At 74.6% G+C, this 22657-nt stretch carries 21 protein-coding genes; 3 read left to right on the top strand and 18 right to left on the bottom strand.

Annotated elements, in window-relative coordinates; translation table 11 throughout:
* Nucleotides 1–27 precede the first annotated feature (27 nt).
* The 5 genes from E1266_RS14630 to nirB form a co-directional block, all read right to left on the bottom strand.
* The gene (locus tag E1266_RS14630; protein WP_132047129.1) at nt 28–720 is read right to left on the bottom strand and encodes a biliverdin-producing heme oxygenase; all 693 of its coding nucleotides are present in this window, start codon (nt 718–720) and stop codon (nt 28–30) included.
* A gap of 121 nt (nt 721–841) precedes the next feature.
* Nucleotides 842–1135, bottom strand: coding sequence for a DUF2470 domain-containing protein (locus E1266_RS14625; protein WP_132047127.1), 294 nt, complete (start codon nt 1133–1135; stop codon nt 842–844).
* Nucleotides 1132–2013, bottom strand: a complete 882-nt coding sequence (locus E1266_RS14620) for an amidohydrolase family protein (RefSeq protein ID WP_132047125.1) — start codon at nt 2011–2013, stop codon at nt 1132–1134. Before E1266_RS14620 ends, E1266_RS14625 begins: the two co-directional genes overlap by 4 nt.
* A 76-nt stretch (nt 2014–2089) precedes the next feature.
* Nucleotides 2090–3619 carry an FAD-dependent oxidoreductase gene (locus E1266_RS14615; RefSeq protein ID WP_132047123.1) on the bottom strand — a complete coding sequence of 510 codons (1530 nt, stop codon included), beginning with the start codon at nt 3617–3619 and terminating at the stop codon, nt 2090–2092.
* Complete coding sequence (gene nirB / locus E1266_RS14610; RefSeq protein WP_132047121.1) at nt 3616–6117, bottom strand: nitrite reductase large subunit NirB; 2502 nt, start codon at nt 6115–6117, stop codon at nt 3616–3618. Before nirB ends, E1266_RS14615 begins: the two co-directional genes overlap by 4 nt.
* 212 nt (nt 6118–6329) lie before the next feature.
* On the opposite strand from nirB, the gene E1266_RS14605 reads away from it, so the two are divergent.
* A complete protein-coding gene (locus E1266_RS14605) occupies nt 6330–7289 on the top strand; it encodes a DUF3068 domain-containing protein (protein ID WP_165966085.1) in 960 nt (319 codons plus the stop codon).
* Nucleotides 7290–7398: 109 nt separating this feature from the next.
* Nucleotides 7399–8211, top strand: coding sequence for an NAD-dependent protein deacetylase (locus tag E1266_RS14600; RefSeq protein WP_132047153.1), 813 nt, complete (start codon nt 7399–7401; stop codon nt 8209–8211).
* Nucleotides 8212–8258: 47 nt separating this feature from the next.
* Here the strand turns inward: E1266_RS14600 and E1266_RS14595 are convergent, their stop codons facing one another.
* The 7 genes from E1266_RS14595 to E1266_RS14565 form a co-directional block, all read right to left on the bottom strand.
* On the bottom strand, nt 8259–8978 hold the full coding sequence (locus E1266_RS14595; RefSeq protein ID WP_132047118.1) for a DUF4142 domain-containing protein: 720 nt from the start codon (nt 8976–8978) through the stop codon (nt 8259–8261).
* Between the two features lie 107 nt (nt 8979–9085).
* Nucleotides 9086–9574 (bottom strand): MarR family transcriptional regulator, encoded by a 489-nt coding sequence (locus E1266_RS14590; RefSeq protein ID WP_132047116.1) that lies wholly within the window; start codon nt 9572–9574, stop codon nt 9086–9088.
* Between the two features lie 66 nt (nt 9575–9640).
* Complete coding sequence (locus E1266_RS14585; RefSeq protein ID WP_132047114.1) at nt 9641–12010, bottom strand: FtsX-like permease family protein; 2370 nt, start codon at nt 12008–12010, stop codon at nt 9641–9643.
* Nucleotides 12007–12792: an ABC transporter ATP-binding protein gene (locus tag E1266_RS14580; protein WP_132047112.1), complete on the bottom strand. Its 786-nt coding sequence runs from the start codon at nt 12790–12792 to the stop codon at nt 12007–12009. Before E1266_RS14580 ends, E1266_RS14585 begins: the two co-directional genes overlap by 4 nt.
* On the bottom strand, nt 12779–13429 hold the full coding sequence (locus E1266_RS14575) for a TetR/AcrR family transcriptional regulator (RefSeq protein ID WP_132047110.1): 651 nt from the start codon (nt 13427–13429) through the stop codon (nt 12779–12781). The genes E1266_RS14580 and E1266_RS14575 overlap by 14 nt, the downstream gene beginning before the upstream one ends.
* Before the next feature lie 154 nt (nt 13430–13583).
* Nucleotides 13584–14426 carry an ABC transporter permease gene (locus E1266_RS14570; protein WP_132047108.1) on the bottom strand — a complete coding sequence of 281 codons (843 nt, stop codon included), beginning with the start codon at nt 14424–14426 and terminating at the stop codon, nt 13584–13586.
* Entirely contained in the window at nt 14423–15394 is a 972-nt protein-coding gene (locus E1266_RS14565) for an ATP-binding cassette domain-containing protein (protein WP_132047106.1), read from the bottom strand. Before E1266_RS14565 ends, E1266_RS14570 begins: the two co-directional genes overlap by 4 nt.
* 297 nt (nt 15395–15691) lie before the next feature.
* Here E1266_RS14565 and E1266_RS14560 point away from each other — a divergent pair, with 297 nt between their 5' ends.
* A complete protein-coding gene (locus E1266_RS14560) occupies nt 15692–16546 on the top strand; it encodes an oxygenase MpaB family protein (RefSeq protein WP_243718415.1) in 855 nt (284 codons plus the stop codon).
* Nucleotides 16547–16579: 33 nt separating this feature from the next.
* Here the strand turns inward: E1266_RS14560 and E1266_RS14555 are convergent, their stop codons facing one another.
* From E1266_RS14555 to E1266_RS14530, 6 genes are all read right to left on the bottom strand, one after another.
* Entirely contained in the window at nt 16580–19348 is a 2769-nt protein-coding gene (locus tag E1266_RS14555) for a DEAD/DEAH box helicase (RefSeq protein WP_132047104.1), read from the bottom strand.
* A gap of 92 nt (nt 19349–19440) precedes the next feature.
* Nucleotides 19441–20307: a twin-arginine translocase subunit TatC gene (tatC, locus tag E1266_RS14550; RefSeq protein WP_243718414.1), complete on the bottom strand. Its 867-nt coding sequence runs from the start codon at nt 20305–20307 to the stop codon at nt 19441–19443.
* Nucleotides 20308–20352: 45 nt separating this feature from the next.
* Complete coding sequence (tatA, locus tag E1266_RS14545) at nt 20353–20670, bottom strand: Sec-independent protein translocase subunit TatA (RefSeq protein ID WP_132047102.1); 318 nt, start codon at nt 20668–20670, stop codon at nt 20353–20355.
* A gap of 24 nt (nt 20671–20694) precedes the next feature.
* Nucleotides 20695–20916 (bottom strand): hypothetical protein, encoded by a 222-nt coding sequence (locus E1266_RS14540; RefSeq protein WP_132047100.1) that lies wholly within the window; start codon nt 20914–20916, stop codon nt 20695–20697.
* Between the two features lie 22 nt (nt 20917–20938).
* Entirely contained in the window at nt 20939–21976 is a 1038-nt protein-coding gene (locus E1266_RS14535; protein ID WP_132047098.1) for a WYL domain-containing protein, read from the bottom strand.
* On the bottom strand, nt 21973–22657 hold a 685-nt coding region (locus tag E1266_RS14530; RefSeq protein ID WP_132047096.1), incomplete at its 5' end, for a WYL domain-containing protein. The genes E1266_RS14530 and E1266_RS14535, both read right to left, overlap by 4 nt.

Raw genomic sequence — 22657 nt, 5'->3', positions numbered from 1 at the left:
TCGTGAAATGCGGTGTCCGCTTCAGCGTCAGGCGGCGCTGGGCCGCAGGCCCTCGCCGAGCTCCTCGGTGAGGGCGGCGTTGAGGCGGTAGGCGGTCTTGACCTCGCGGATGACGCGCTCCTGCTCGGCGACGTCCCAGGGGGCGGCGTCCAGGAGGTCGCGGTAGCGGTCCTTGTACGCCTTGGGCTTGCCCGGGAAGCGGTAGAAGCGGACGCCGTCGTCGCCCGCGGACAGGTCGAGCGTCTTGCGGACCTGCAGGCCGATGTACTGCCCGCCGGACAGGTCGCCCATGTACCGGGTGTAGTGGTGGGCGACGAAGCCGCCCGGCCAGGTGAAGCACACCTCGCGGAGCCGTTCGCAGTAGCGCGCGGTGGCCGCGCTGGGCTCGATCCTTGTACGCCAGCGGGGGCCGTAGAAGAACGCGAGGTCGGCCTCCAGCGCCTCGAGGCGGCGCAGCCCGGGGAGGTCGAACGGGCCGGCGGCGGGATCCGCCGCCATCCGGTCGGCGGCCCCCTCCAGCAGTTCGTACACCGGGTGGAGCTGCGCCACCAGCACCGCGTACTCGTCGCGGCCGAGGCGGCCCTCGACCAGCGCGCTCATGTAGGCGGAGGTCTCGTTGTCGCCGTGGTCGCTCCAGGTCGCGGCCCTCAGCCGCGCCGAGAACGCCTCCCCCGCAGCGGCGCCGTCCCCTTGCGCACCGTCCGTCCGAGCACTGTCCATCCGGCCCCTCCTTCATCCGGGAATTAGGCTAGCCTTACCTAACTTCCCTGGGAAGGTGTTGCGGTGAATCTTCCCGACGTGACGTCGGTTACTTTACCGACGCGCCGTCGGGAAAGTCCAGTCACGCGCTGAGCGCGGCGCGGGCCTCCTCGGTCATCCGGACGACCTCGTGCCTGACCTGGGGGCGCTCGGTGAGGCGCTCGCTGAACGGGATCCGCACCCGGTGCTCGGCGCCGCCGTCGGTGACGGCGAAGTCGATGCCGTCGGCGTCCATGCCGGTCATCCGGGCCGCGGTCGCGCCGGGCCGGCCGGCCAGCGCCCGGCAGATCGTCAGGCAGTCGGCCGCGTGGTCGTCGTTCATGTGCCGCATGATCTGGTGCACGACGTCCTCGGTGAACGGGCCGGGGTCGGTCATGGAGCGTCCTTTCCTGCGGGCCGGTCGGCCAGCCCCTTGTAGATCCGGAGTGCGTTGCCGCCGAGGACGAGCGAGACGGTCTCCTCGTCCAGGCCGAGCGCGGCGACGGCGCGGGCGTTGCGGGCGATGCCGGGGACGCCCGGCCAGTCGGTGCCGTACACGAACCGGCGCGCGAGGCGCCGCAGGTCGTGCCGGGCGTAGTACTCGGGCAGCCGGCGCGGCGGCAGCCCGGACAGCTCGATCCACACGTTCTCGCGGGACAGGGCGAGGAAGGCGGCGGCGTCGTACCACCAGCCGCGGCCGCCGTGGGCGAGCACGACGGTCAGCGAGGGGAACAGCCGCAGCACGTCGTCGAGGGGCGCCGGGTCGGCGTACCGGTTGGCCGAGCCGGGGAACGAGCTGGTGCCGCAGTGGACGACGACGGGGACGCCCGCGTCCCGGCACACCTCGTAGGCGGGGTACAGGTCAGGGTCGGCGACGCTGAACCCGGCGTGCACCGGGTGCAGCTTCAGCGCCGCGGCGCCGAACGCGAGCTGCCGTTCGACCTCGGCGCCGATCGGGTAGTGCAGGTGCGGGTTGACGTTGGCGACCGGCCTGAAGCGGCGCGGGTTGTGCTCGATCAGCGGCACCAGGTCCTCGATGGGCTGCATGCCGGTCGTCTTCGGGCTGTACTCGCAGAACAGGAGCGCGATGTCGACGCCCTCCTCCGCGAAGTGGGCGTCGACGCGCTCGGGGACGAGGGTGCCGCCTTCGTCGTACAGGTCCGGCCAGGGGTTCGCCGCGCCGAACTCGCCGGCCCACTCCCGCCACGCGGGCGGGAGCGTCGGCAGCCGCGCGGCGTGCACGTGCGCGTCGACGAGCGGGCGTCCGTCAAGCATGCACGGTTCCCGGCGGAGTTCCCGGCGCGGACCCTCTCGCGATGGCGGCCATGCGGCGGAGCCTACCCGCCGCGCGTCAGGCCACGTCGGCGGACTCCGGCCCGTCCGCCGACTCCTGCCCGTCCAGCCAGGAGACGATGCCCTCCAGCGCTCCGCGGCAGCTCCCGCAGCCGGTGCCCGCCCTGGTCTCGCGGGCGACGTCGGCGGCGGTCCGGGCGCCGGCCTGCCAGCAGGCGCGGACCTGGCCCTTGGTCACGTTGTTGCACTGGCAGACGGTCGCGGCGTCCGGCATGCGGACCGGGGACGAGGTCTCGACGGCGCCGCCGAGGCCGGGGAACAGCAGGCCGAGGCGCTCGGCGGGCAGCGGGTCGGCGCGGTCGTAGAGCTGGGTGAGGGTGCCCGCCGTGGAGGTCTCCCCGAGCAGGATCGCGCCGATGAGCCGCCCGTCCCGGATGACCGCCTTCTTGTAGGTGCCGCGCGCCGCGTCGGTGAACCGGACGACCTCCACGCCGTCGTCGTCGTCGCCGTGGTGCGTCTCGCCCATCGAGGCCAGCTCGATCCCGGCGGCCTTGAGGCGGGTGATCTGCCGGGCGCCGGTGAACCGCGCGGCGGGGTCGGTGCCGGCCAGCAGCCCGGCGAGCACTCCCGCCTGCTCCCACGCGGGCGCCACGAGGCCGTACACCTCGTCGCGGTGCTCGGAGCACTCCCCGATGGCGCGGACGGACGGGTCGGTGACCGAGCGGAGCTCGTCGTCGACGAGCACGGCGCGGCCGATGGCGAGGCCCGCGTCGCGGGCGAGGGAGACCTCGGGCCGGACGCCGCACGACAGGATGACGAGGTCGGCGGCGATGGTCTCCGTCCCGCCGCCGGGCAGGGCCAGTTCCACGCCGGTCACCGCCCCGCCGGCGGTGTCCAGGCCGGTGACGTCGGCGCGCAGCCGGGTGGCGATGCCGAGGCCGTCCAGCGTCCGGGCCAGGACCCGGCCCGCGGCGGGGTCGAGCTGGCGCTCCATGAGGTGGCCGGCCAGGTGCAGGACGGTGACGTCCAGGCCGCGGCCCGCGAGCCCGCGGGCCGCCTCGATGCCGAGGAGCCCGCCGCCGACCACGACCGCGCGGACGGCGGTCTCGGCCAGCTCGGAGATGCGGCGGCAGTCGTCCAGGGTCCGGAACGCGAGGGCGCCCATGGGCAGCCCGTCCTCCAGGCCGGGGAACGGGGGGATGAACGCGGTGCTGCCGGTGGCGAGGACGAGGGTCTCGTACGGGGTGGCGGTCCCGTCGGAGGCGTGCACGGTCTTCGCGGCGCGGTCGATGCGGGTGGCCTCGACGCCGAGGCGCGCGTCCACGCCGCAGGAGGCATACCAGGCGGCGTCGACCAGGCTGATGTGGTCGGGCCGCGCCGCCCCGGCGAGGACGTCCGACAGCAGCACCCGGTTGTAGGGGCGCTGCGGCTCGGCGCCGAACACCGTCACGGGCGTGCGGCGGTCGCGGTCGCGCAGCTCGGTCACGAAGCGCGACCCGGCCATGCCGTTGCCGACCACGACGATGCCCGCGCCCGCCGCGGTGCCGCCGGTGCCGCCGTTGACACCGGTGCCGCCGTTGCCGCTCATCGGGGCACCGCCGGCGGGACCGGCTTGATCTGGTCGCGCTCGACCTCGAACGCGATGCTCGGGTCGGGGGTGCCCGGCGCGTTGACGAACGAGACGAACCGGCTGAGCCGGCCGGGGTCGTCCAGGGTGTCGCGCCACTCGTCGGAGTAGGCCGCGACGTGGGCCTCCATGGCGGCGTCGAGCTCGGCGCAGATGCCGAGCCGGTCGTCCACGATGACCTCGCGGAGGTACTCCAGCCCGCCGTCGAGGGACTCCAGCCACGTCGCGGTGCGCTGCAGCCGGTCGGCGGTGCGGATGTAGAACATCAGGAACCGGTCGATGTAGGTGATGAGTCGGTCGTCGGTGAGGTCGGTGGCGAACAGGTCGGCGTGCCGGGGCCGCATGCCGCCGTTCCCGCCGAGGTAGAGGTTCCAGCCGTTCTCGGTGGCGATGACGCCGAAGTCCTTGCTCTGCGCCTCGGCGCACTCGCGGGCGCATCCGGACACGGCCGACTTCAGCTTGTGCGGGGCGCGCAGGCCCCGGTAGCGCAGTTCGAGGCGGATCGCCATGGCGGCCGAGTCCTGGACGCCGTAGCGGCACCAGGTGGACCCGACGCACGATTTGACCGTCCGCAGCGCCTTGCCGTAGGCGTGCCCGGACTCGAAGCCGGCGTCGACGAGCCGCCGCCAGATCTCGGGGAGCTGCTCGACGCGGGCGCCGAACATGTCGATGCGCTGCCCGCCGGTGATCTTGGTGTAGAGCCCGAAGTCGCGGGCGACCTCCCCGATCACGATGAGCTTCTCGGGGGTGATCTCCCCGCCGGGGACGCGCGGCACCACCGAGTACGTGCCGTTCTTCTGCAGGTTGGCGAGGAAGTGGTCGTTGGTGTCCTGCAGCGCCGCCTGCTCGCCCTCCAGGATGTGCCCGGTGCCGAGGCTCGCCAGGATGGACGCGACGGCGGGCCTGCAGATGTCGCAGCCGCGGCCCCTCCCGTGCTCCTGGACGAGCTGGGTGAAGCTGGTGATCCGCCCGGCGCGGACGATGTCGAAAAGCTCGGCGCGGCTGTGGTCGAAGTGCTCGCAGAGGGCGGTGCCGACCTCGATGCCGGCGGCGGTCAGCTCGGCGTCCAGGATCCGCTTGACCAGCGGGACGCAGCTGCCGCAGCTGGTCCCGGCCCTGGTGCAGTCCTTGACGTCGGCCATGTCGGTGAGGGAGTCGTCGGAGATCGCGCAGCGGATGCCCTCGGCGGTGACGTTGTTGCAGGAGCAGATGACGGTCGCGGCGGGCAGGTCCTCCCCCGCGGTCTCAGTGCCGCCGAAGAGCATCTGCTCGGGCGTGCCGGGCAGGCCGCCGCCGACGTGGGCGCGCAGGGTCCCGTACGACTCGGCGTCGCCGACGAGGACGCCGCCGAGGAGCGTCTGCGCGTCGTCGCTGACGACGAGCCTCTTGTAGACGCCGGCGACGGGGTCGGTGTAGGTGACGCCGAGCGCCCCCTCCCCCGGGCCGGCGAACGGGTCGCCGAAGCTGGCGACGTCCACGCCGAGGAGCTTCAGCTTGGTCGACGTGTCGGCGCCCTCGAACACGGCGGTGCTGGCGTCCGACAGCAGCCGGTCTGCGACGACCTCGGCCATGGAGAAGCACGGACCGACAAGCCCGTACACGGTGCCGCCGACGAGGGCGCACTCGCCGATCGCCCAGACGGCCGGGTCCTCGGTGCGGCAGGAGGCGTCCACGACGACGCCGCCGCGCTCGCCGACGGGGAGGCCGCAGGCGCGGGCTAGCTCGTCGCGCGGCCGGATGCCGGCGGAGAACACCACGACCCCGGCGTCGACGGCCGAGCCGTCCGCCAGCACGATCCGCGCGACCGCGCCGTCCTCGCCCGCCTCCAGGGCGCGCAGGGGGACGCCCGCGTGGACGGCGATGCCGAGGCCCTCGATGTGGCGGCGCAGCATCGCGCCGCCGCCCTCGTCCAGCTGGCGGGGCATCAGCCACGGCGCGGCCTCCACGACGCCGCTGCGCAGGCCGAGGTTCTGGATCGCGCGGGCGGCCTCCAGGCCGAGCAGCCCGCCGCCGACGACCGCGCCCGTCGCGCGGTCCGCCGCGTACTCGCGGATCGCGTCCAGGTCGTCGATGGTGCGGTAGACGAACACGCCCGGCAGGTCGCGGCCGTCCACCGGCGGGACGAACGGCGCCGATCCCGTGGCCAGCACGAGCGCGTCGTAGCCGGCGACGCGCCCGGCGGAGGTGGTGACGGTCCGGGCGGCGCGGTCGATCGCGGTGACCCGCTCCCCGGTGACGACCGTGACGCCGCCGCCGTGCGCGGGGTAGGCGAGGTCGGCGCCGTCGAGGTGCGAGGTCAGCGCGACGCGGTCGTAGGCCGCGCGGCCCTCCTCGCCGATGACGGTGATCGTCCATGCGCCCGCGGTGTCGCGCTCGCGCAGCGCCTCCACGAGGCGGTGCGCGGCCGGGCCGTGGCCCGCCACGACCAGCCGCCTGTCCGTTTCGCTGTCGGCTCCCATGAACCCCGATGCTGGGCGGCCCGTATTTCCCGCCGGGAACCCGGACGTCACCCGCGCGTTAACTGCGCCTCACGCCCGTCGCGGACCCGATGCTGGGCCCGCGGTTGTCAGTTCGTGAGCAGGAAGCGTTCCTTTCGTAAGGGGGACACGAGAGGATCAGTGCGATAAATCACACTAATTCGGCGAGTCCGATGTCCGGCCGGGAGGCTGCAGTGCGAAGGATCATCGGCGTATCACTCATCGGTCTCGGCACGTTCCTCGTCGCCGCCGGTGTCCTGGTGCGCTTCTACGTGGCCCCCATGCTGATCGGTGCCCCGACGGACATCTACCAGGTCACGCAGCTGCAGGCCGAGAACGCCACCTACCTCGACGCGTCGTCGGTCACGGTCCGGACCGGCGCGACCGTGGTGGCCACCGCGACCGCACGCGGTGACGTCAAGGCCGCCGACGACGGAACCGCCGTTTGGGACACCACCACGGTCGTGCAGGACCTCGCCCGCGGCTACACGATCGACATCCAGAACGCCCGGTACGCCTTCGACCGCCGCACGGGCGGGCTGAAGAACTGCTGCGAGGCGGCGGTCCAGGGCGACAAGACCGTCGAGATGTCCGGGATCGGGCTGTTCTGGCCGGTGGAGGCGAACAAGCGGGACAAGAGGCTGTTCGACACCACGACGCACCAGACCTGGCCGGCCGTGTTCGAGGGCGAGGAGCGCATCGACGGGCGGCTCACGTACCGCTTCGTCCAGCACATCCCGGAGACCAAGGTCGCGGGCGACGTGCCCCCGCTGCCCGCCGGGCTGTTCGGGCGCCCCGACGGCGACCCCGCCGTCGAGGCGGAACGCCACTACCGGGTCGACGCCACGTACTGGATCGACCCCAAGACCGGCTCCTCAGTCGACCAGCGGCGGCACCTGGTGACGACGCTGCGGCCGAAGGAGGGGCCGGGGAGCCTCGTGGTGGCGGACCTGAACCTGCGGATGACGCCGGAGTCGCGGAAGGCCCTGCGCGAGCGGGCCGACGACGGCGCCGGCAAGATCCGGCTGCTGGAGGCCGTCGTCCCGCTGACCGCGGCGGGCGCGGGCCTGGCGGCCGTGGTGGCCGGGCTGCTGCTGACCCTGCCGGGCGGGCTGCGCACCTCGCGCCGCGGCACCCGCCGCGCCTCCTCCTGACCGCGCCTCCGGGGCGGCCTGGCCACCCCTCCCGGTCGTGCAGGATGGAGGGGTGACGCAGGTTGCACAGGGCCGCCCGGCCGGCGACGGGGAGACCGCGCTACCGCCGATGCTGGCCGACCTGGTCTCCGACGGCGACGTGGTGGTGCTGAGCGGCGCGGGCCTGTCGACCGAGTCGGGCATCCCGGACTACCGCGGTGAGACGGGGCGGCTGCGGCGCGCCGATCCGATGACGTACCAGCGGTTCACCGGGTCGGCGGCCGCGCGCCGCCGCTACTGGGCGCGCAGCCACCTCGGGTGGCGGCACATCGCCGGCGCGCGGCCGAACGCGGGCCACCGCGCCGTCGCCGCGCTGCAGCGGCGCGGGCTGCTCGCGGGGATCATCACCCAGAACGTCGACGGGCTGCAGCAGGCCGCGGGCGCGGACGGCGTGATCGAGCTGCACGGCGCGCTGGACCGGGTCGTGTGCCTGGACTGCGGCGACCGGACCGCGCGGGAGCGGCTGGAGGAGCGGCTGGAGGCCGCCAACCCGGGCTGGGCGGAGCGCGTCGCCGCCACCGCGGTCAATCCCGACGGCGACGCCGTCATCGGCGACGCGGACGTCGAGGCGTTCCGCACGGTGGACTGCGAGCGCTGCGGCGGCCCGCTCAAGCCCGATGTGATCTTCTTCGGGGAGAACGTGCCGCCGGCGCGGGTCCGGGAGTGCTACGCGCTGACCGAGCGCGCGGGCGCCCTGCTGGTGCTCGGCTCGTCGCTGGCGGTGCTGTCGGGGTACCGGTTCGTCCGGCACGCGGCCGGGCTCGGCATCCCCGTCGCGATCGTCAACCGGGGGCCGACCCGGGGCGACGAGCACGCGCTGGTCAAGATGGACGCGCCGCTCGGGGCGACCCTGGATGCACTGCTGGCCGAGCTCGGCCCGTAGCCCCGGCGGCCTGCACCCGTGCCGCTGTTGCTCGGCGACCCGCGGCGTCAGCGGCCCGAGAGGACGGACGTCGCGGCGGGTGCGGGCGACGCCCGCCTCCCCGGCACGCCGGGCGGGGGCGCGCCGGTGACGGTCGGCGGGTCGGGCAGCGTGTCGACGGTGACGAAACCGGTCGCCTCCAGCAGTTTCAGCTGCCCGTTGAGGAACGCCTCGACCTGCTGGGCGTACTGCCGCATGGTGGTGTTGCGGGTGCTGGCCCGGACGGCGGCGGTCCGGGCGTACAGCAGCCCCTGCGCCGTCCGCATCCGCGCCACGGCGGTCTTGTCGTAGTCGGTGCCGGACTTGCCGGTGATCTCCGACATCCAGCTCTGCTGCTCGGCGTTCGGGCTGTTGGGCAGCGGGACGTTCAGCTTGGCGGCCGTCCTGCGGTTCACCGCGTCGAACTGGATGTGCCGGGCCGCGATCTGGCCGAGGTTCTTGCGGGTGGCGCCCTGGGAGCCGCGGCGGGCGGCGGCGCGGCCGACCGGGATCTCCCACAGCGCGGCCTGCCTGAGCTGCACGAGGAGGAGCCGGTCGGCGGAGGTGAGCAGGCCCCCGTCGGCCGGTGCGGCGCCTTCGCCGGCACCGCCGGCCGCCCCGCCGTCGGTGGCCTGCACCTGCTGGACGCCGCCGTCGGTCGTCTGGCGGCCCATCGGCGCGCAGCCGCCCACGAGCAGCGTCACGGCCAGCCCGCACGCCGCCGCGGTGGCCGGGCGGGGTCCTCGCATGCGCCGCCGTCCTTTCGGTCGGGAGGAGAGGGACGTCACCCGGCAGGTACGCACGCGGGGGGGCCGGCGGTTCAACGCGGCCGCGGTCGGTTCCGGTGCCCGGCGGGTCAGGTCCAGCCGAGCCGGGCGAGGCCGCCGACCGGGGGCTCGCCGCCGGCCTCGGTGAAGGCCCGCAGGGCGGCGACCAGGGCGTGCCGCTGGCCGGGCGGCATCCGGGCGACGACCTCGGCGATGCCGGCGCGGCGGCGGGCGGTGACGTCGTCGACGAGGTCCCGGCCGGCGGCGGAGAGCTGGATGCGGATCTCCCGCCCGCTGTCGGGGCTGGCGTGCCGGTCCACCAGCCCGGCGGCGGCGAGCCGGTCGACCATCCGCATCGCGGTGGACGGGTTGACCTCCAGCAGCCCGGCGAGCGTGACGAGCTTGGCCGGGCCCTGCGAGGCGAGCACGACGAGCAGCCGGAACTGCGGCATCGTCACGGTGTCCTCGACGGCGGTGAGGGACCGCACCGAGATCGCCACGAGCAGCCGCGACGCCGTCAGCAGCGCCGAGGTGACCTCGTCGACCCCGTCGCCGTGGCCGCCGTCTCGCCCGCTCATGACGACTTTCTACAACGCCGGGACCGCGGCGCGCCATCACCTCGTCCGGGGGCGGGGCGTCCCGGGTCAGCCGGTGCGCTCCCGGACGAGCCCGCCGAGGTCCATGCGGGCCAGGCCGCGCAGGCCGGGCCGCTGCGCCAGGTGGGCGACCGCGAGCACCGCCAGGGCCGACCAGGCGTAGGTGGCGGGCCGGATCTCGGTGTGGAAGGCCATCAGGTCGCTGTCGAACGCGCCGAGGAACGCCCCGGCGGCGATCCGCCCGACGACCAGGCCGGGGCCGATGCCCGCCGCCGCGACGAGGAGGTTCTCGGCGGTGACGAGGCGGGCCAGCCGGCGCCGGCCGACGCCGGAGGCGCGCAGCGCGGCCAGTTCGGTCGCGCGCTCGGCGAGGTTGACCGACAGGGTCGCGAACAGGACGGTGAAGGCCAGCAGCCCGCCGAACGCGAGCATGACCGCGACGAAGACGTAGAACAGGTCCATGTACTCGTCCATGGTCTTCTTCAGGGCCCGGGAGTCGGTGTAGGCGACGACGGCGGGGTGCGACGTCAGCGCGTGTTCGGCGGCGGCGCGGTCGGCACCGGGCTCGAACTCGACCAGGACGGTGTCCGGCCCGGCGTCCGGCGCCCAGGCGGCGACCTGGTCCAGGGTCGCGTAGGCGTAGGTGCCGAGCGGCTCGTCGACGAACCCGGCCACGGTGGTGCGGGCGGTTCCGCCGCCGGGGAGGCGCAGCCCGATGCGGTCGCCGGTCCGCACGCCGAGCTGGTCGCGCAGCGCGGCGCCGAGCAGGGCGCCGCCGCCGGGCAGGGACCGCTCTCCGCCGCCGGGTGTGAGGAACCGGTGCATCCGCGTCCCGGCGGGCAGCCCGACGACGGTGGTGGAGTAGCCGCGGTCGCCGGCGGTGATCGTGGCGGTGAGGCGGGTGGAGGGCTCCGCGGCCCGGACGCCCTCGGTCGCCGCCAGGGCGCCGAGGGCCGCGCCGTCGAGGGGCCGGCCGAGGGTGAGTTCGGCGTCCTGCCGCTGGACCTGGTCGAACTGGCGGGACACGGTCGCCCGGGACGAGTCGAGCATCCCCCAGGAGACGAGGACGAGCACGAGGGCGAGGACGACGCCGGCCATGGTGTACAGGGTGCGGCGGAGCTGGCGGGTGGGGCCGCGCAGCACCAGCCACGCCCCGGCGGGCAGCCGCCCGGCGGCGGGCACGGCCCGTTCCAGGCGCGCGATCCACCCCGCTCCCCCGGTGGCGGGGACGGCGCCGCGCATCGCCTCGGCGGGCGGGACGCGGGCGGCCGACACCGCGGGCGCCAGCGCCGCCGCGGCCCCGGCGGCCAGCCCGAACGCGAGCCCGTACAGCAGGGTGGCGGCGCGGACGGTCACCGTCGTCTCGGGCAGGCCGATGGCGTCGCCGTACAGGCGGGTGACCGGCCCGGCCAGCGCCAGGCCCGCGGCGGCGCCGAGGACCGCGCCGGCGGCCCCGACGGCGGCGCCGGTCGCCAGGTAGTGCGCCACGACGGTGCGGCGCCGGAACCCGCTGGCGCGCAGCGTCCCGATGACGGCGCGGTCGCGCGCCACCCGGCGGGTCAGCACGACGTAGGCGGCGACGCCGGCGGCGCTGAGGAACAGCAGCGGGAACATCACCGCCAGCTGCGAGAACCCCTTGATGTCCTGCGCGAGGGCGGCGTTGCTCGGCTGCTCGGCGCGGGTGGTCGCCGCGCCCGCGCCGTGCGCCCGCGCGGCGGCGGTGAGGGCGGCGTCGAGGCGGGCGGCCCCGGCGCGCCCGGCGGAGGTGTAGCGGACGGCCACCTCGTTGGGCCCGGCGGAGCCGGCCAGCCGGCGGGCCAGGTCCTCCGGGACGTACAGCACGCCGAACGAGCCGGGGGCGGGCAGGACGTTCTGGCGGCTCGGCGCGGGCCACAGGTACTCGGGCGAGGACGCGGTGCCGCGCACGCCGAGGTTCCGCCAGGCCCGCCCGTCCCACACCGCCACGGCCGCGCCGGGCCGGAGGCCCGCGTCGTCGGCGAGGTGCCGGTCGGCGAGGACGCCGGTCGGCGCCGAGGGGTCCAGGTACCGGCCGTCGAGGACCCGCACGCGGTTGACGGGCGGCTGCGTCCCGGCGGGCAGCCCGACGACGCGCCCGACGAGCGTGCCGCCGTCCGGGGTGCGCACCGGCACGTCGGCGACGGTGCGGACGGCGGCCGCCGCCACGCCGGGCGCGGCCCGCGCCTCCCGCGCGATCGCGGCGGTGTCGCCGCCCGCCAGGGTCAGGTCGGCGAACCGGTACTCGGCGAACAGGTCCTGGTAGCCGGCGTCCAGGTTCTTGTACGCGTCGTAGGACGCGCCGAACAGCGCGACGCCGAGCATCACCAGCACCGCCACCGACACCAGCTGCGCGGGGCGGCGGCGCAGGTCGCGGCGGAGTTTGACGTTGAGCGTGCTCACCAGGCCACCTCCCCGGCCGCCGCGGGCGCGGCGGTCGTGGCGACCTCGGCGACGCGGCCGTCGCGCATCCGCACGACGCGGTGCGCGATGGCGGCGATCGCGGCGTTGTGGGTGACGACCATGACGGTGCGGCCGCGGCGGTTGAGGTCCTGCAGGACGCGCAGGACGCCGCGCCCGGTCTCCAGGTCCAGCGCGCCGGTCGGCTCGTCGCACAGCAGCAGCTCCGGGTCCTTGGCGATGGCGCGGGCGATCGCGACGCGCTGCTGCTCGCCGCCCGACAGCTGTGCCGGGAAGTGGCCGCCGCGGCCGGCGAGCCCGACCGACTCCAGCGCGGCCGCGGCCCGCTCGCGGTCGCCGCGGCCGGTGAGCTCGGCGACGAGCCGGACGTTCTCCAGCGCGGTCAGCGAGGGGACGAGGTTGAAGAACTGGAACACGAACCCGACGGTGTCGCGGCGGTAGGCGGTGCGGGCGTCCTCGTCCAGGCCGGAGAGGTCGCGGCCGCCGGCGACGACGGTGCCGGAGGTGGCGGGTTCGATGCCGCCGATCAGGTTGAGCAGCGTCGTCTTGCCGGAGCCGGACGGGCCGAGCAGCACGACCAACTCGCCGCGCCGCACCTCCAGGTCCACGTCGCGAAGGGCGCGCACTCCGGTGCGGCCGCCGCCGTAGGTCTTGCCGGCACCGCGCAGCAGCACCGCCGGGGCGCCGTCGTCGCCGTGGGCGCGGCCGGGATCGGGTTCGGGGTCGTTCCGGGCGGTCGCCCGCCCGCGGTCATGACGCGTCATCGCCGTCTCCTCCGGCTGCGTGGGATTCGGGGACGGGGCCGCCGGGCGGGCGCAGCAGGTCCAGGAGCCCGGCTGCCGCGCCGGCCGCGTCCGTGCCGGGGTCGATCAGCACGTGGACGAGCAGGCCGTCGAGGAGCGCGCCGAGCACCACGGCCAGTCCGGCGGGGTCGGCGTCGGCGCGCAGGAGCCCCGCGGCCCGGTTCTCGGCGAGCCGGGCCGCCAGCATGTCGCGGAACGCGCGGAGCTGGCGTTCGGTCCCGGCGCGCAGTTCCGCGTCGCGCATGCCGTGCGTGAGCGCCTCGACGAGCACGCGCTGCCCGTCGGTGCGCTCGCCCGTGCGCCCGCCGCCGCCCCCGCTCCCGGTGAGCTGCCGGACGGCGGCGGCGACGCCGTCCAGCGCGTCGTCCGCCCGCAGGATCGCCTCGACGGGACCCTCCAGCTCCCTCTCCACCGCGTGCATCACCGCGGCCCGGCGGAGCGCGGCCACCGACCCGAAGTAGTAGTGCACGAGCGCGTTGTTGGCCCGCGCCCGGTCCGCCACGGCGCGCGAGGTCACCGCGGACCAGCCGCCCTCGGCCAGCACCGCGACGGCCGCCTCCAGCAGCCGGACCCGCGTGGGCACCTCGTCGCCGGGCATCCGCCCCTCCGCTCTTGGTCGTGCGCTTTAAGCAACTGACCAAAACCATACGCCGGATCTTTGCACCGTGCAACGTTCGGCGGAGGGCTCCCGGAAACGCGGAACGTCCCCGCGTCCGCCTGGTCGGCGGGGCGGGGACGCGGGGCGCGCGGGGTCAGGCGTCGCGGCGTTTGAGGAGGTATGCGGCGATCGCGAGGAGCGCGAACGTCCACAGCGCGAACACGCCGTAGCCCTCCCAGGGCGACAGCAGGTCGTCCTCGCCCTGCCGCGCCGAGGTGATCAGGTAGCCCGCCTCGGACGGCATGTAGCCGTAGACGTAGTCGCCGATCTTGCCGGGCAGCAGCATGGCCAGCGGCCCCACCACCAGCACCAGCCCGATGACGCCGGTGATGGCGCCGGCGGTGTGCCGGACGATCCCGCCGACGGCGAGGGAGAACAGCCCGAGCATCGCCAGGTAGAGGCCGCCGCCGATGACGGAGCGCAGCACGCCCTCGTCGCCGAGGGACACCTGCACCTTGTCGCCGAGGATCGCGATGCCGATGAAGTACGACACGAACGACACCGCGAGGCCGGCGACCAGGATGATCGCGGTGAACACCAGGGCCTTGGCCCACAGCATCGGCAGCCGCCGCGGCACCGCGAGCAGCGTGGCCCGGATCATGCCGGTGGAGTACTCGGCCGAGATCACCAGGACGCCGAGGACGCAGACGACCAGCTGGCCGAAGAACCCGCTGCCGAGGATGAAGCTGACCGGGTCCCCGGTGATCGCCGCGCGGTCGCCCTCGGCCGCGTCGTCCCACGACGCGGAGATGAGGCTCACGAGCAGCGTGGTGAAGCCGAGGCTGAGCAGGACGTAGAGGATCAGCGACCACATGGTGGAGCGGACCGTGCGTATCTTCGTCCATTCGGCGAGCAGCAGCCGCGCGAACCCCGGCCGCTTGTGCGCGGTGGGGCCGCCGGCTGGCTGCGCGGCGTGCTCGGTGGCGGCGGCGGTCATCGGACCTCCCCCTTCTCGGCGGGACCGGCGGCGGGCTGGACGGCGGGCTGCGCCGTGGCGGGCGCGGCCGCCGCGTCGTACTCGACGCTGTCGCGGGTCAGCTCCATGAAGGCGCTCTCCAGCGAGCCGCGGGTCGGGGTCAGCTCGTGCAGGACGAGTCCCTCGGCGGCCGCGAGCTCCCCGACGCGGGGGGCCTCCATGTCGATCACGGTCAGCAGCGCGTCGCCGTCGGGCCGGATCTTGGCGCCCTCGGCCGCGAGGACCTCCGACAGCCGGGCGGCGTCGGGGCTGCGGACGGTCACCGCCTTCTCGGTGCTGCGCTCGACGAACTCCTCGGTGGAGCAGTCGGCGATGAGCTTGCCGCGGCCGATGACGATGAGGTGCTCGGCGGTCACGGCCATCTCGTTCATGAGGTGGCTGGAGACGAACACCGTGCGCCCCTCGGACGCGAGCCGCTGCATGAGCGTCCGGATCCAGACGATGCCCTCCGGGTCGAGGCCGTTGACGGGCTCGTCCAGGATCAGCACCTGCGGGTCGCCCAGCAGCGCGGCGGCGATGCCGAGCCGCTGCCCCATGCCGAGGGAGAAGCCGCCGGCGCGCTTGCGGGCGACACCGGTCAGCCCGACGAGCTCGACGACCTCGTCGACGCGCTTGCGGTCGATGCCCTGCGTCTGGGCGAGCACCAGCAGGTGGTTGTAGGCGCTGCGGCCGGTGTGGACGGCCTTGGCCTCCAGCAGTGCCCCGACGGTGCGCAGCGGCGACGGGAGGTCCCGGTAGTGGACGCCGTGGATGCGGGCGTCGCCGCGGCTCGGTTTGTCCAGGCCGAGCAGGAGCCGCATGGTGGTCGACTTCCCGGCGCCGTTGGGGCCGAGGAAGCCCGTCACCCGGCCGGGGACGACGGTGAAGGAAAGGTCATCCACGGCGACCTTGTCGCCGTAGCGTTTTGTGAGGTTCTTCGCCTCGATCATGCACACATCCTGGATGTATTGCCGACGTACAGTGCGATCGAATCACCGTAGCGTCCCGGGCACCGGGGGCGGTTCCTCCTCAGGGTGGAGTCCCGCCCCACCGGGTCTCGGAGAAATGGCCCGCGGGGGACCACTTCCCGCCTCCGGGCCCGCAGAACCATTTCCGGGGGGCGCGGTGTGCGGGATCCGGCGCGGCCGCCCCCTGACCTCGGACGCGGACCCCGCACGCCGTTATTGACCGTTTGCCAATAGGTGGGCGAGGATGACCGGGCCCGCCCCCGACCCACGGGAGGTCCCGTGCCCGCCACCCCGCAGATCCCCGCCGGTGAGCAGCTCGCCGAGCGGCTCGCCGACCGGGACGTGCTGCGCCGGGTCGCCGCCGAGCCGCTCATCGGCCTCGGCGCCGGCCGCGCCCTGCTGATGCAGCTGGCCCATCCGCGGGTGGCGCTGGGCGTGGCCGAGCACAGCGACTTCGCCGACCGGCCCCTCGCCCGCCTGTTCGGCACCCTGGACTTCCTGCTGATCGTGACGTTCGGGACGCCGGAGGAGGTCGCGCGGATCGCCGCGAAGGTCCGCGGCATCCACAACACCGTCCGCGGCGACGGCTACACCGGCAACGACCCCGACCTGCAGCTGTGGGTGAACGCCACCCTGATCGACTCGGCGCTGCACATCTACGAGCACGTCATGCGCCCCCGCGGCGGCGAGGCCGGCCTGGCCGCGGAGTACTACCGCCAGTCCCGCGTCGTCGCCGAGGTCCTCGGCTGCCCCCTGGACGCCCAGCCCCCGGACCTCGCCGCGTTCCGCGCCTACATGGCCGAGACGCTCGCGGAACTGGAGGTCACCGACACCGCCCGCAAGGTCGCCGACGCGGTGCTGCGGCCCCGCAAGCTGCGCGTCCTCGCCCCCGGGCTGGCGGTGTTCCGGCTGCTCACGGCCGCGCTGCTGCCCGCGGAGCTGCGCGACCAGTACGGGCTGCCGTGGAACGACCGCCGCCGCCGCATCGCCGGGATGATGCTGGGCACCGCCACCCGCGTGCACCGCCTGACGCCCGGGGTGCTGCGCCGGCCGCCGCAGCCGCTGCTGGTGAAGCTGGCGAGCTTCCGCGTGAACCGCACGCTGTCGGCCCGCCGCGCCCGCCGCCGCGCCTGACCCGCGGGCCGGGGCCCGCGGGGAGGACGCTCGTCAGGCGACCGAGGAGTACGCCACGACGCCGCGGCGCATGGCGTCCATGGCGCGCCGGGCGGTCTTGCGGATGTGGCTGTTGGGCGGGGCGGCGTCGGCGACCTGGCCGAGCAGGTCCAGGAGCTGCTTGACGGCGCGGACGAAGTCGCCCGCGGTCAGGTCGCTCTCGAGGAGGACCGCGTCGAGGTCGTCGCCCTTCGCCCACCGGTACGCCGTCCACGCGAACCCGAGGTCGGGCTCGCGCAGGAACGCGACCCGGTTGTCGCGCTCGACGGCGTCCAGCTCGCCCCACAGCCGTACCATCGCCGCCAGCGCGTCCTGCGCGGCGCCCGCGGGGGTGCGGGGCGGCGCGGCGTCGTCGGGCTGCCGCGACTCGTACACCAGCGCGGACACGCACGCGGCCAGCTCGGCGTGGCCGAGCTTCTCCCACAGGCCCTCGCGGAGGCTCTCGGCGGTGAGCAGGTCCAGCTCGTTGTAGATGCGGCCGAGCCGGCGCCCCTCCTCGGTGACCGAGTCGCCGTCCAGGTAGCCGAGCTGCTGCAGGACTGCGCACACGCGGTCGAACGTCCGCGCGATGACCTGGGAGCGGCCCTCGACGCGGCGCCGCAGCTGCTCGGTCTCGCGGTCCAGGCGGTGGTACCGCTCGGCCCACCGGGCGTGCTCCTCGCGCCGGTCGCAGCCGTGCACGGGGTGGCGGCGCAGCTCGGCGCGCAGCGAGGTGACCTCGGCGTCCTCGGCCGCCGCGGAGTCGGCGCGGGTCCGCTTGCGGGCCCGCACGTCGTCGGGGACCTTGTTGCGCAGCGTGGACGCGAGGTCGCGGCGGTCCTGCGGGTTGCGGGGGCTGAACGACTTGGGGATGCGCAGCCGCTCGACGGGTTCGACGGCGCGGGGGAAGTCCTGGATCGACAGCCGCTGCACCGACCGGTTCACCGTCAGCACCAGCGGCGCGGGCCCGTCGGAGCGGCGGCCCACCCCGGGGTCCAGGACGACGGCGAGGCCGGAGCGCCGCCCGGACGGCACGACGATGACGTCGCCGGGCCGCAGGTGCTCCAGCGACCGGGCGGCCTCGGCGCGGCGGGCGCCGGCCCGCTCCCGCGACAGTTCGGCCTCCCGGTCCGACAGGCGGCGCCGCATCGCCGCGTACTCCATGAAGTCGCCCAGGTGGCACTCGGCGGCCTTCGCGTACCCGGCGAGGGCCTCCTCGTTCTTGTGGACCTGCCGGGCGAGGCCGACGACGGCGCGGTCGGCCTGGAACTGCGCGAACGACTCCTCCAGCAGCGTGCGGGCCCGTTCGATGCCGACGGCGCCGACGAGGTTGACGGCCATGTTGTACGACGGCCGGAAGCTGGAGTTCAGCGGGTAGGTACGGGTGCTCGCCAGGCCCGCGACCGACGCCGGTTCGACGTTCGGGCCCCACACCACGACGGCGTGGCCCTCCACGTCGATGCCGCGCCGCCCGGCGCGGCCGGTCAGCTGGGTGTACTCGCCGGGGGTGAGGTCGACGTGCGCCTCGCCGTTCCACTTGTCGAGCTTCTCGATCACGACGGTGCGGGCGGGCATGTTGATGCCGAGCGCGAGCGTCTCCGTCGCGAACACCGCCTTGATCACCCCGCGGGTGAACAGCTCCTCGACGATCTCCTTGAACGTCGGCAGCATCCCGGCGTGGTGGGCGGCGACGCCCCGCTCCAGGGCGGCGAGGAAGTCGCCGTACCCGAGGATCCGCAGGTCCTCGGCGGCGATGTCGGCGGTGCGCAGCTCGGCGTGCGCGCGGATCTCCTCGGCCTCCTCCCGGGAGGTGAGCCGGATCCCGGCGTGCAGGCACTGCATGACCGCGGCGTCGCAGCCGGCACGGCTGAAGATGAACGTGATCGCCGGGAGCAGCCCGGCGCGGTCCAGCCGCTCGATCACGTCGGGCCGCGCGGGGGGCCGGAACCGCTGCGGGCGGGGCGCGCGGCGGCGGCCGGTGCGGCGGCCCTGGTTGACCTTGGCGCGGCGGACCTCCTCCACCGCCATCCGGGTCAGCTGCGGGTTCAGCCGCGCCTGCCGGTCCTTGCCCTTGCCGGTGTCGACGAACAGGTCGTACAGGCGGGTGCCGACGAGCATGTGCTGGAACAGCGGGACGGGGCGGTGCTCGTCCACGATCACGGCCGTGTCGCCGCGGACCTCCTGCAGCCACTCGCCGAACTCCTCGGCGTTGCTGACGGTCGCCGACAGCGCCACGATCCGCACCGACTCCGGGACGTGGATGATCACTTCTTCCCAGACGGCGCCGCGGAACCGGTCGGCGAGGTAGTGGACCTCGTCCATCACCACGAACGCCAGGCCGCCGAGGGTGTGCGACCCCGCGTACAGCATGTTGCGCAGGACCTCGGTCGTCATCACCACGATCGGGGCCTCGCCGTTGACGCTGTTGTCGCCGGTGAGCAGCCCGACCTTCTCGGGCCCGTAGCGGCGGACGAGATCGGCGTACTTCTGGTTCGACAGCGCCTTGATCGGCGTGGTGTAGAAGCACTTGGTGCCGCCGGTGAGGGCGAGGTGGACGGCGAACTCCCCCACCACCGTCTTGCCGGAGCCGGTGGGCGCGGCCACCAGCACGCCGCTGCCGCCCTCCAGCGCCTTGCACGCCTCGATCTGGAACGGGTCCAGGCCGAAGTCGTACAGGGTGCGGAAGTCCAGCAGGGCCGGGCCGCTGCCCGCGGTGCGCTCGCGGTAGGAGGCGTACCGCTCCGCCGGGCTCTGCCCGGCCGGCGTCGTATCGGGGGAGGTCATGCCTTCGAGCCTACGGTTTCGACAGGCCCGATTCCCAATCGATTGATCGGCCGCCGCCGGCGCGCCGCGCCGCCGCCGCGGCAACCGCCGCGTCAGCCGGTGCGGCCGCCCTTCTCCAGCTCGGCGTCGATCGCCTCCAGGTCCAGCGGGGAGGCCTCGTCGTCGGACAGGCCGGCGTACTCGTCGCCCGGGCGGACCCTGCGGCGGTCGTGGAAGTACGCGAACAGCTCGGCGAACTCGAACAGCACGATCGTCGGCAGCGCCAGCGCCAGCATGGTGACCGGGTCCTGGCTGGGGGTGGCGACCGCGGCGAACACGAACACCCCGAACACCAGCAGCCGCCGCGACTTGCGGATCCGCTCGTGGGACAGCACCCCGACGAGGTTGAGCATGACGACGAACAGCGGCAGCTCGAACGTCAGCCCGAAGATGAACAGCATCGCCTGGGCGTAGCCGAGGTAGTCCTGGACGCCGACCAGGACCGTCGTGTCGCCCGGCGCGAGCCCGATGAAGATCTGCAGGCCCTTGTCCATCGTCACGTACGCCAGCGCGGCGCCGAGGAAGAACAGCGGCACCGCGGCCGTCATGAACACGTAGGTGTAGCGCCGCTCCTTGTTGTACAGCCCGGGCGCGATGAACGCCCAGAGCTGGTACAGCCACACCGGTGACGACAGCACCGCGCCGATCATCAGCGAGACCTTCAGCCGGACGAAGAACCCGTCGAAGATCCCGTGCACCACCAGGTCGCACTTGCCCTCCAGGCAGTGCTCGGGCGGGATCTGCGTGTACGGCTGCTTCAGGAAGTCCCAGATCGGCTCGAACAGGATCCAGCCGATGACGGCGCCGACCACGAGGCCGAGGATCGCCTTGATCAGCCGGTTGCGCAGCTCGCGGAGATGCGCCATCAGCGGCATGCGGCCATCGGGGGCGGCGGCGTCGCGCCTGTTCAGCCTCTTCATCGTCGCATTCAGGCTCGGGGGTCGGTGGTCGTCGCGGGGCGGCGGTCAGCCGCCGTCGCGAACGCGGCCCGGGTCCGACACCGGAACGCCCTGGATCGGCTCACCGGAGCCGAGCGCGCCGCGCGCCTGCTGGGAGCCGTCGCCGTGCTCGCGCGCCGGGGGGTTCTGCGCGGCCGGCGCGGCCTTGGCGGACCTTCTGTCCTCGTCGCCGTCATCGTCGTCGTGCAGGCCCTTCGTCTCGGCCTTCAGGATCCGGGCCGACTTACCGAGCGAACGCGCGAGCGTGGGGAGCTTCGCCGATCCGAACAGCAGCAAGACGACGGCAAGGATGATCAGAATCTCGGTCGTGCCAAGTCCAGCCATGACATTCCTTCTCAGCAGGGGTGCTCAGGTAGATCGTACGCCGTCCTCGGGCGGTTGTGGGGCCCGCGTTCCCTCCATCCGCGAGACTTCGTCGCGCAGCGCCGAGTGCCCGTGCTCCAGCCGCCGCCTGGTCCGCTCCAGCTCACGGCCGAAGCGCCGCACGCCCAGCCACACCTTGAACGCGCACCAGGCGAGGACGACCAGGCCCACGAAACCCAGCGACACCGACACCGCAACCCACGCCACCCGGCCACGGTAGCCGATCCGCTCAGGCCATGCCGTAGCGGGCCAGGGCCCGGGCCGCGTCCTCGCGGATCCCCGAGGCCAGCGGCTCGGGCGCCACCACGCGCCCCTGGTCGCCGAGCCGCAGCGCCAGCCCCCGGATCCACCGGCTGTCGGGCGTGCGCAGCACCACCCGCAGCCGCCCCTCCCCCAGCTCCTCGACGCTCTCGCACGGGTAGTAGTCGGCGACCCACCGGCCCCGCGGCGTCAGCTCCAGCGTCACCGCCTCGTCCTGCGGCGACGGCCGGAACAGGCCCGCGTCGACGTCGATCGGCTCGGCGTCGTCCGGCACCCGCGCCGCCACGTCCAGCACCTCCAGGCCGGCGATCCGGTCCAGCTTGAACAGCCGCACCGCCTCCGCCCGCCGGCACCACCCCTCCAGATAGGTGTTGCCCTCCACCACCAGCAGCCGCATCGGGTCGACGTCGCGCTCGGTGTTCTCGTCCCGCGCCGGGACGTAGTACGTCAGGTGCACGCGGCGGCCGCCCGCGATCGCGTCCCGCAGCCGCCCGAGGACCACGCCGCCGGGGTCGGCCGAACCGCCGCGGGCGTCGACCTCCACCGCCACCTGCCCCGCCACCGACGCCGCCGCGCCCGCCGCGGTCTCCAGCTTGGCGATCAGCCGGCTGAGCGCGTCCCGGTCGTCCAGCCCCGGGATGCCCGCCAGCATCCGCAGCGCCACCAGCAGCGCCGCCGCCTCGTCCACCTTCAGCCGCAGCGGCCGCGCGATCGACTCGGCCTCCGCCACCGTGATCTCCCCGCCCTCGTAGGACAGGTCGATCGGGCAGTACGGGTCCGGGGCCCGCAGCTCCACGCACCACAGCAGGTTCAGGTCGTCGATCAGCTGCTTCTCGGTCACCCCGAACGCCGCGGCGGCCTCCCCGAGCAGCACCGAGTCGCGGTTCACCACGTACGGGACCAGCGCCAGCAGCCGCCCCAGCCGGTCCGTCGACGTCGTCGCCTGCCCCCGGGCCGGCGCCTTCGCCGCGCCCCCCGGGGTCTTCGCCGGAGTCCGCGCCGTCATCGCCCCTCCACCGTCCCCTCCGGCCCCGTCAGCCTCTCCGGCTCCGCCGGGCCCTCCGGCTCCGCCGGGCCGTGCCCGCACGCCAGCACCGACTTCAGGTGCTGGATCACCGCCTCCCGCAGGTCCGGCGGATCGAGCACCACGACGTCGTCGGCGAACCGCGCCAGGTACGGCGCGAACCGGTCCGCGTCCCGGAACGTCAGCGTCGCCTCGTCCCACTCCCCGTCGGCGGGCCCGTCCTGCGCGGGACGCACGTCCCTCGCCCACCGCCGCGGCCCCTGCGCCGCCCCGGCCCGCAGCAGCACCGCCGCCGGCCGCGGCTCGCTCACCGGGTCGCCCCAGTCGAACGCGATGCGCCGCACGTCCACCCCGTCGGGCACCGTCACCGACCCCGCCGGGCCGTCCGCCGACACCTCGCCCGCGATGCGGCTCAGCCGGAACACCCGCTGCTCGCCGCGGTCCCGGTCGAACCCCACCACGTACCAGCGGCCCCGGCGGCTCACCACGCCCCACGGCTCCAGGTGCCGCCGCGCCACCGACGTCCGCCCGATCCCCCGGTAGTCGAACGCGACCGGCCGCCCGTCCCGCACCGCCTCCCACAGCGCCGGGAACGCCGGGTCCTGGGTGTTGACGCGCGGCTCGATGCCCACCGCCGCCGGCGCGTCGGTCTCCACCCCCGCC

It is taken from the genome of Actinomadura sp. 7K534 (assembly GCF_004348575.1).
In the GTDB taxonomy this organism is placed as follows: domain Bacteria; phylum Actinomycetota; class Actinomycetes; order Streptosporangiales; family Streptosporangiaceae; genus Spirillospora; species Spirillospora livida.
The sequence above is the reverse complement of the archived record's forward strand: the minus strand, read 5'-3'. Positions and strand labels throughout refer to the sequence as shown.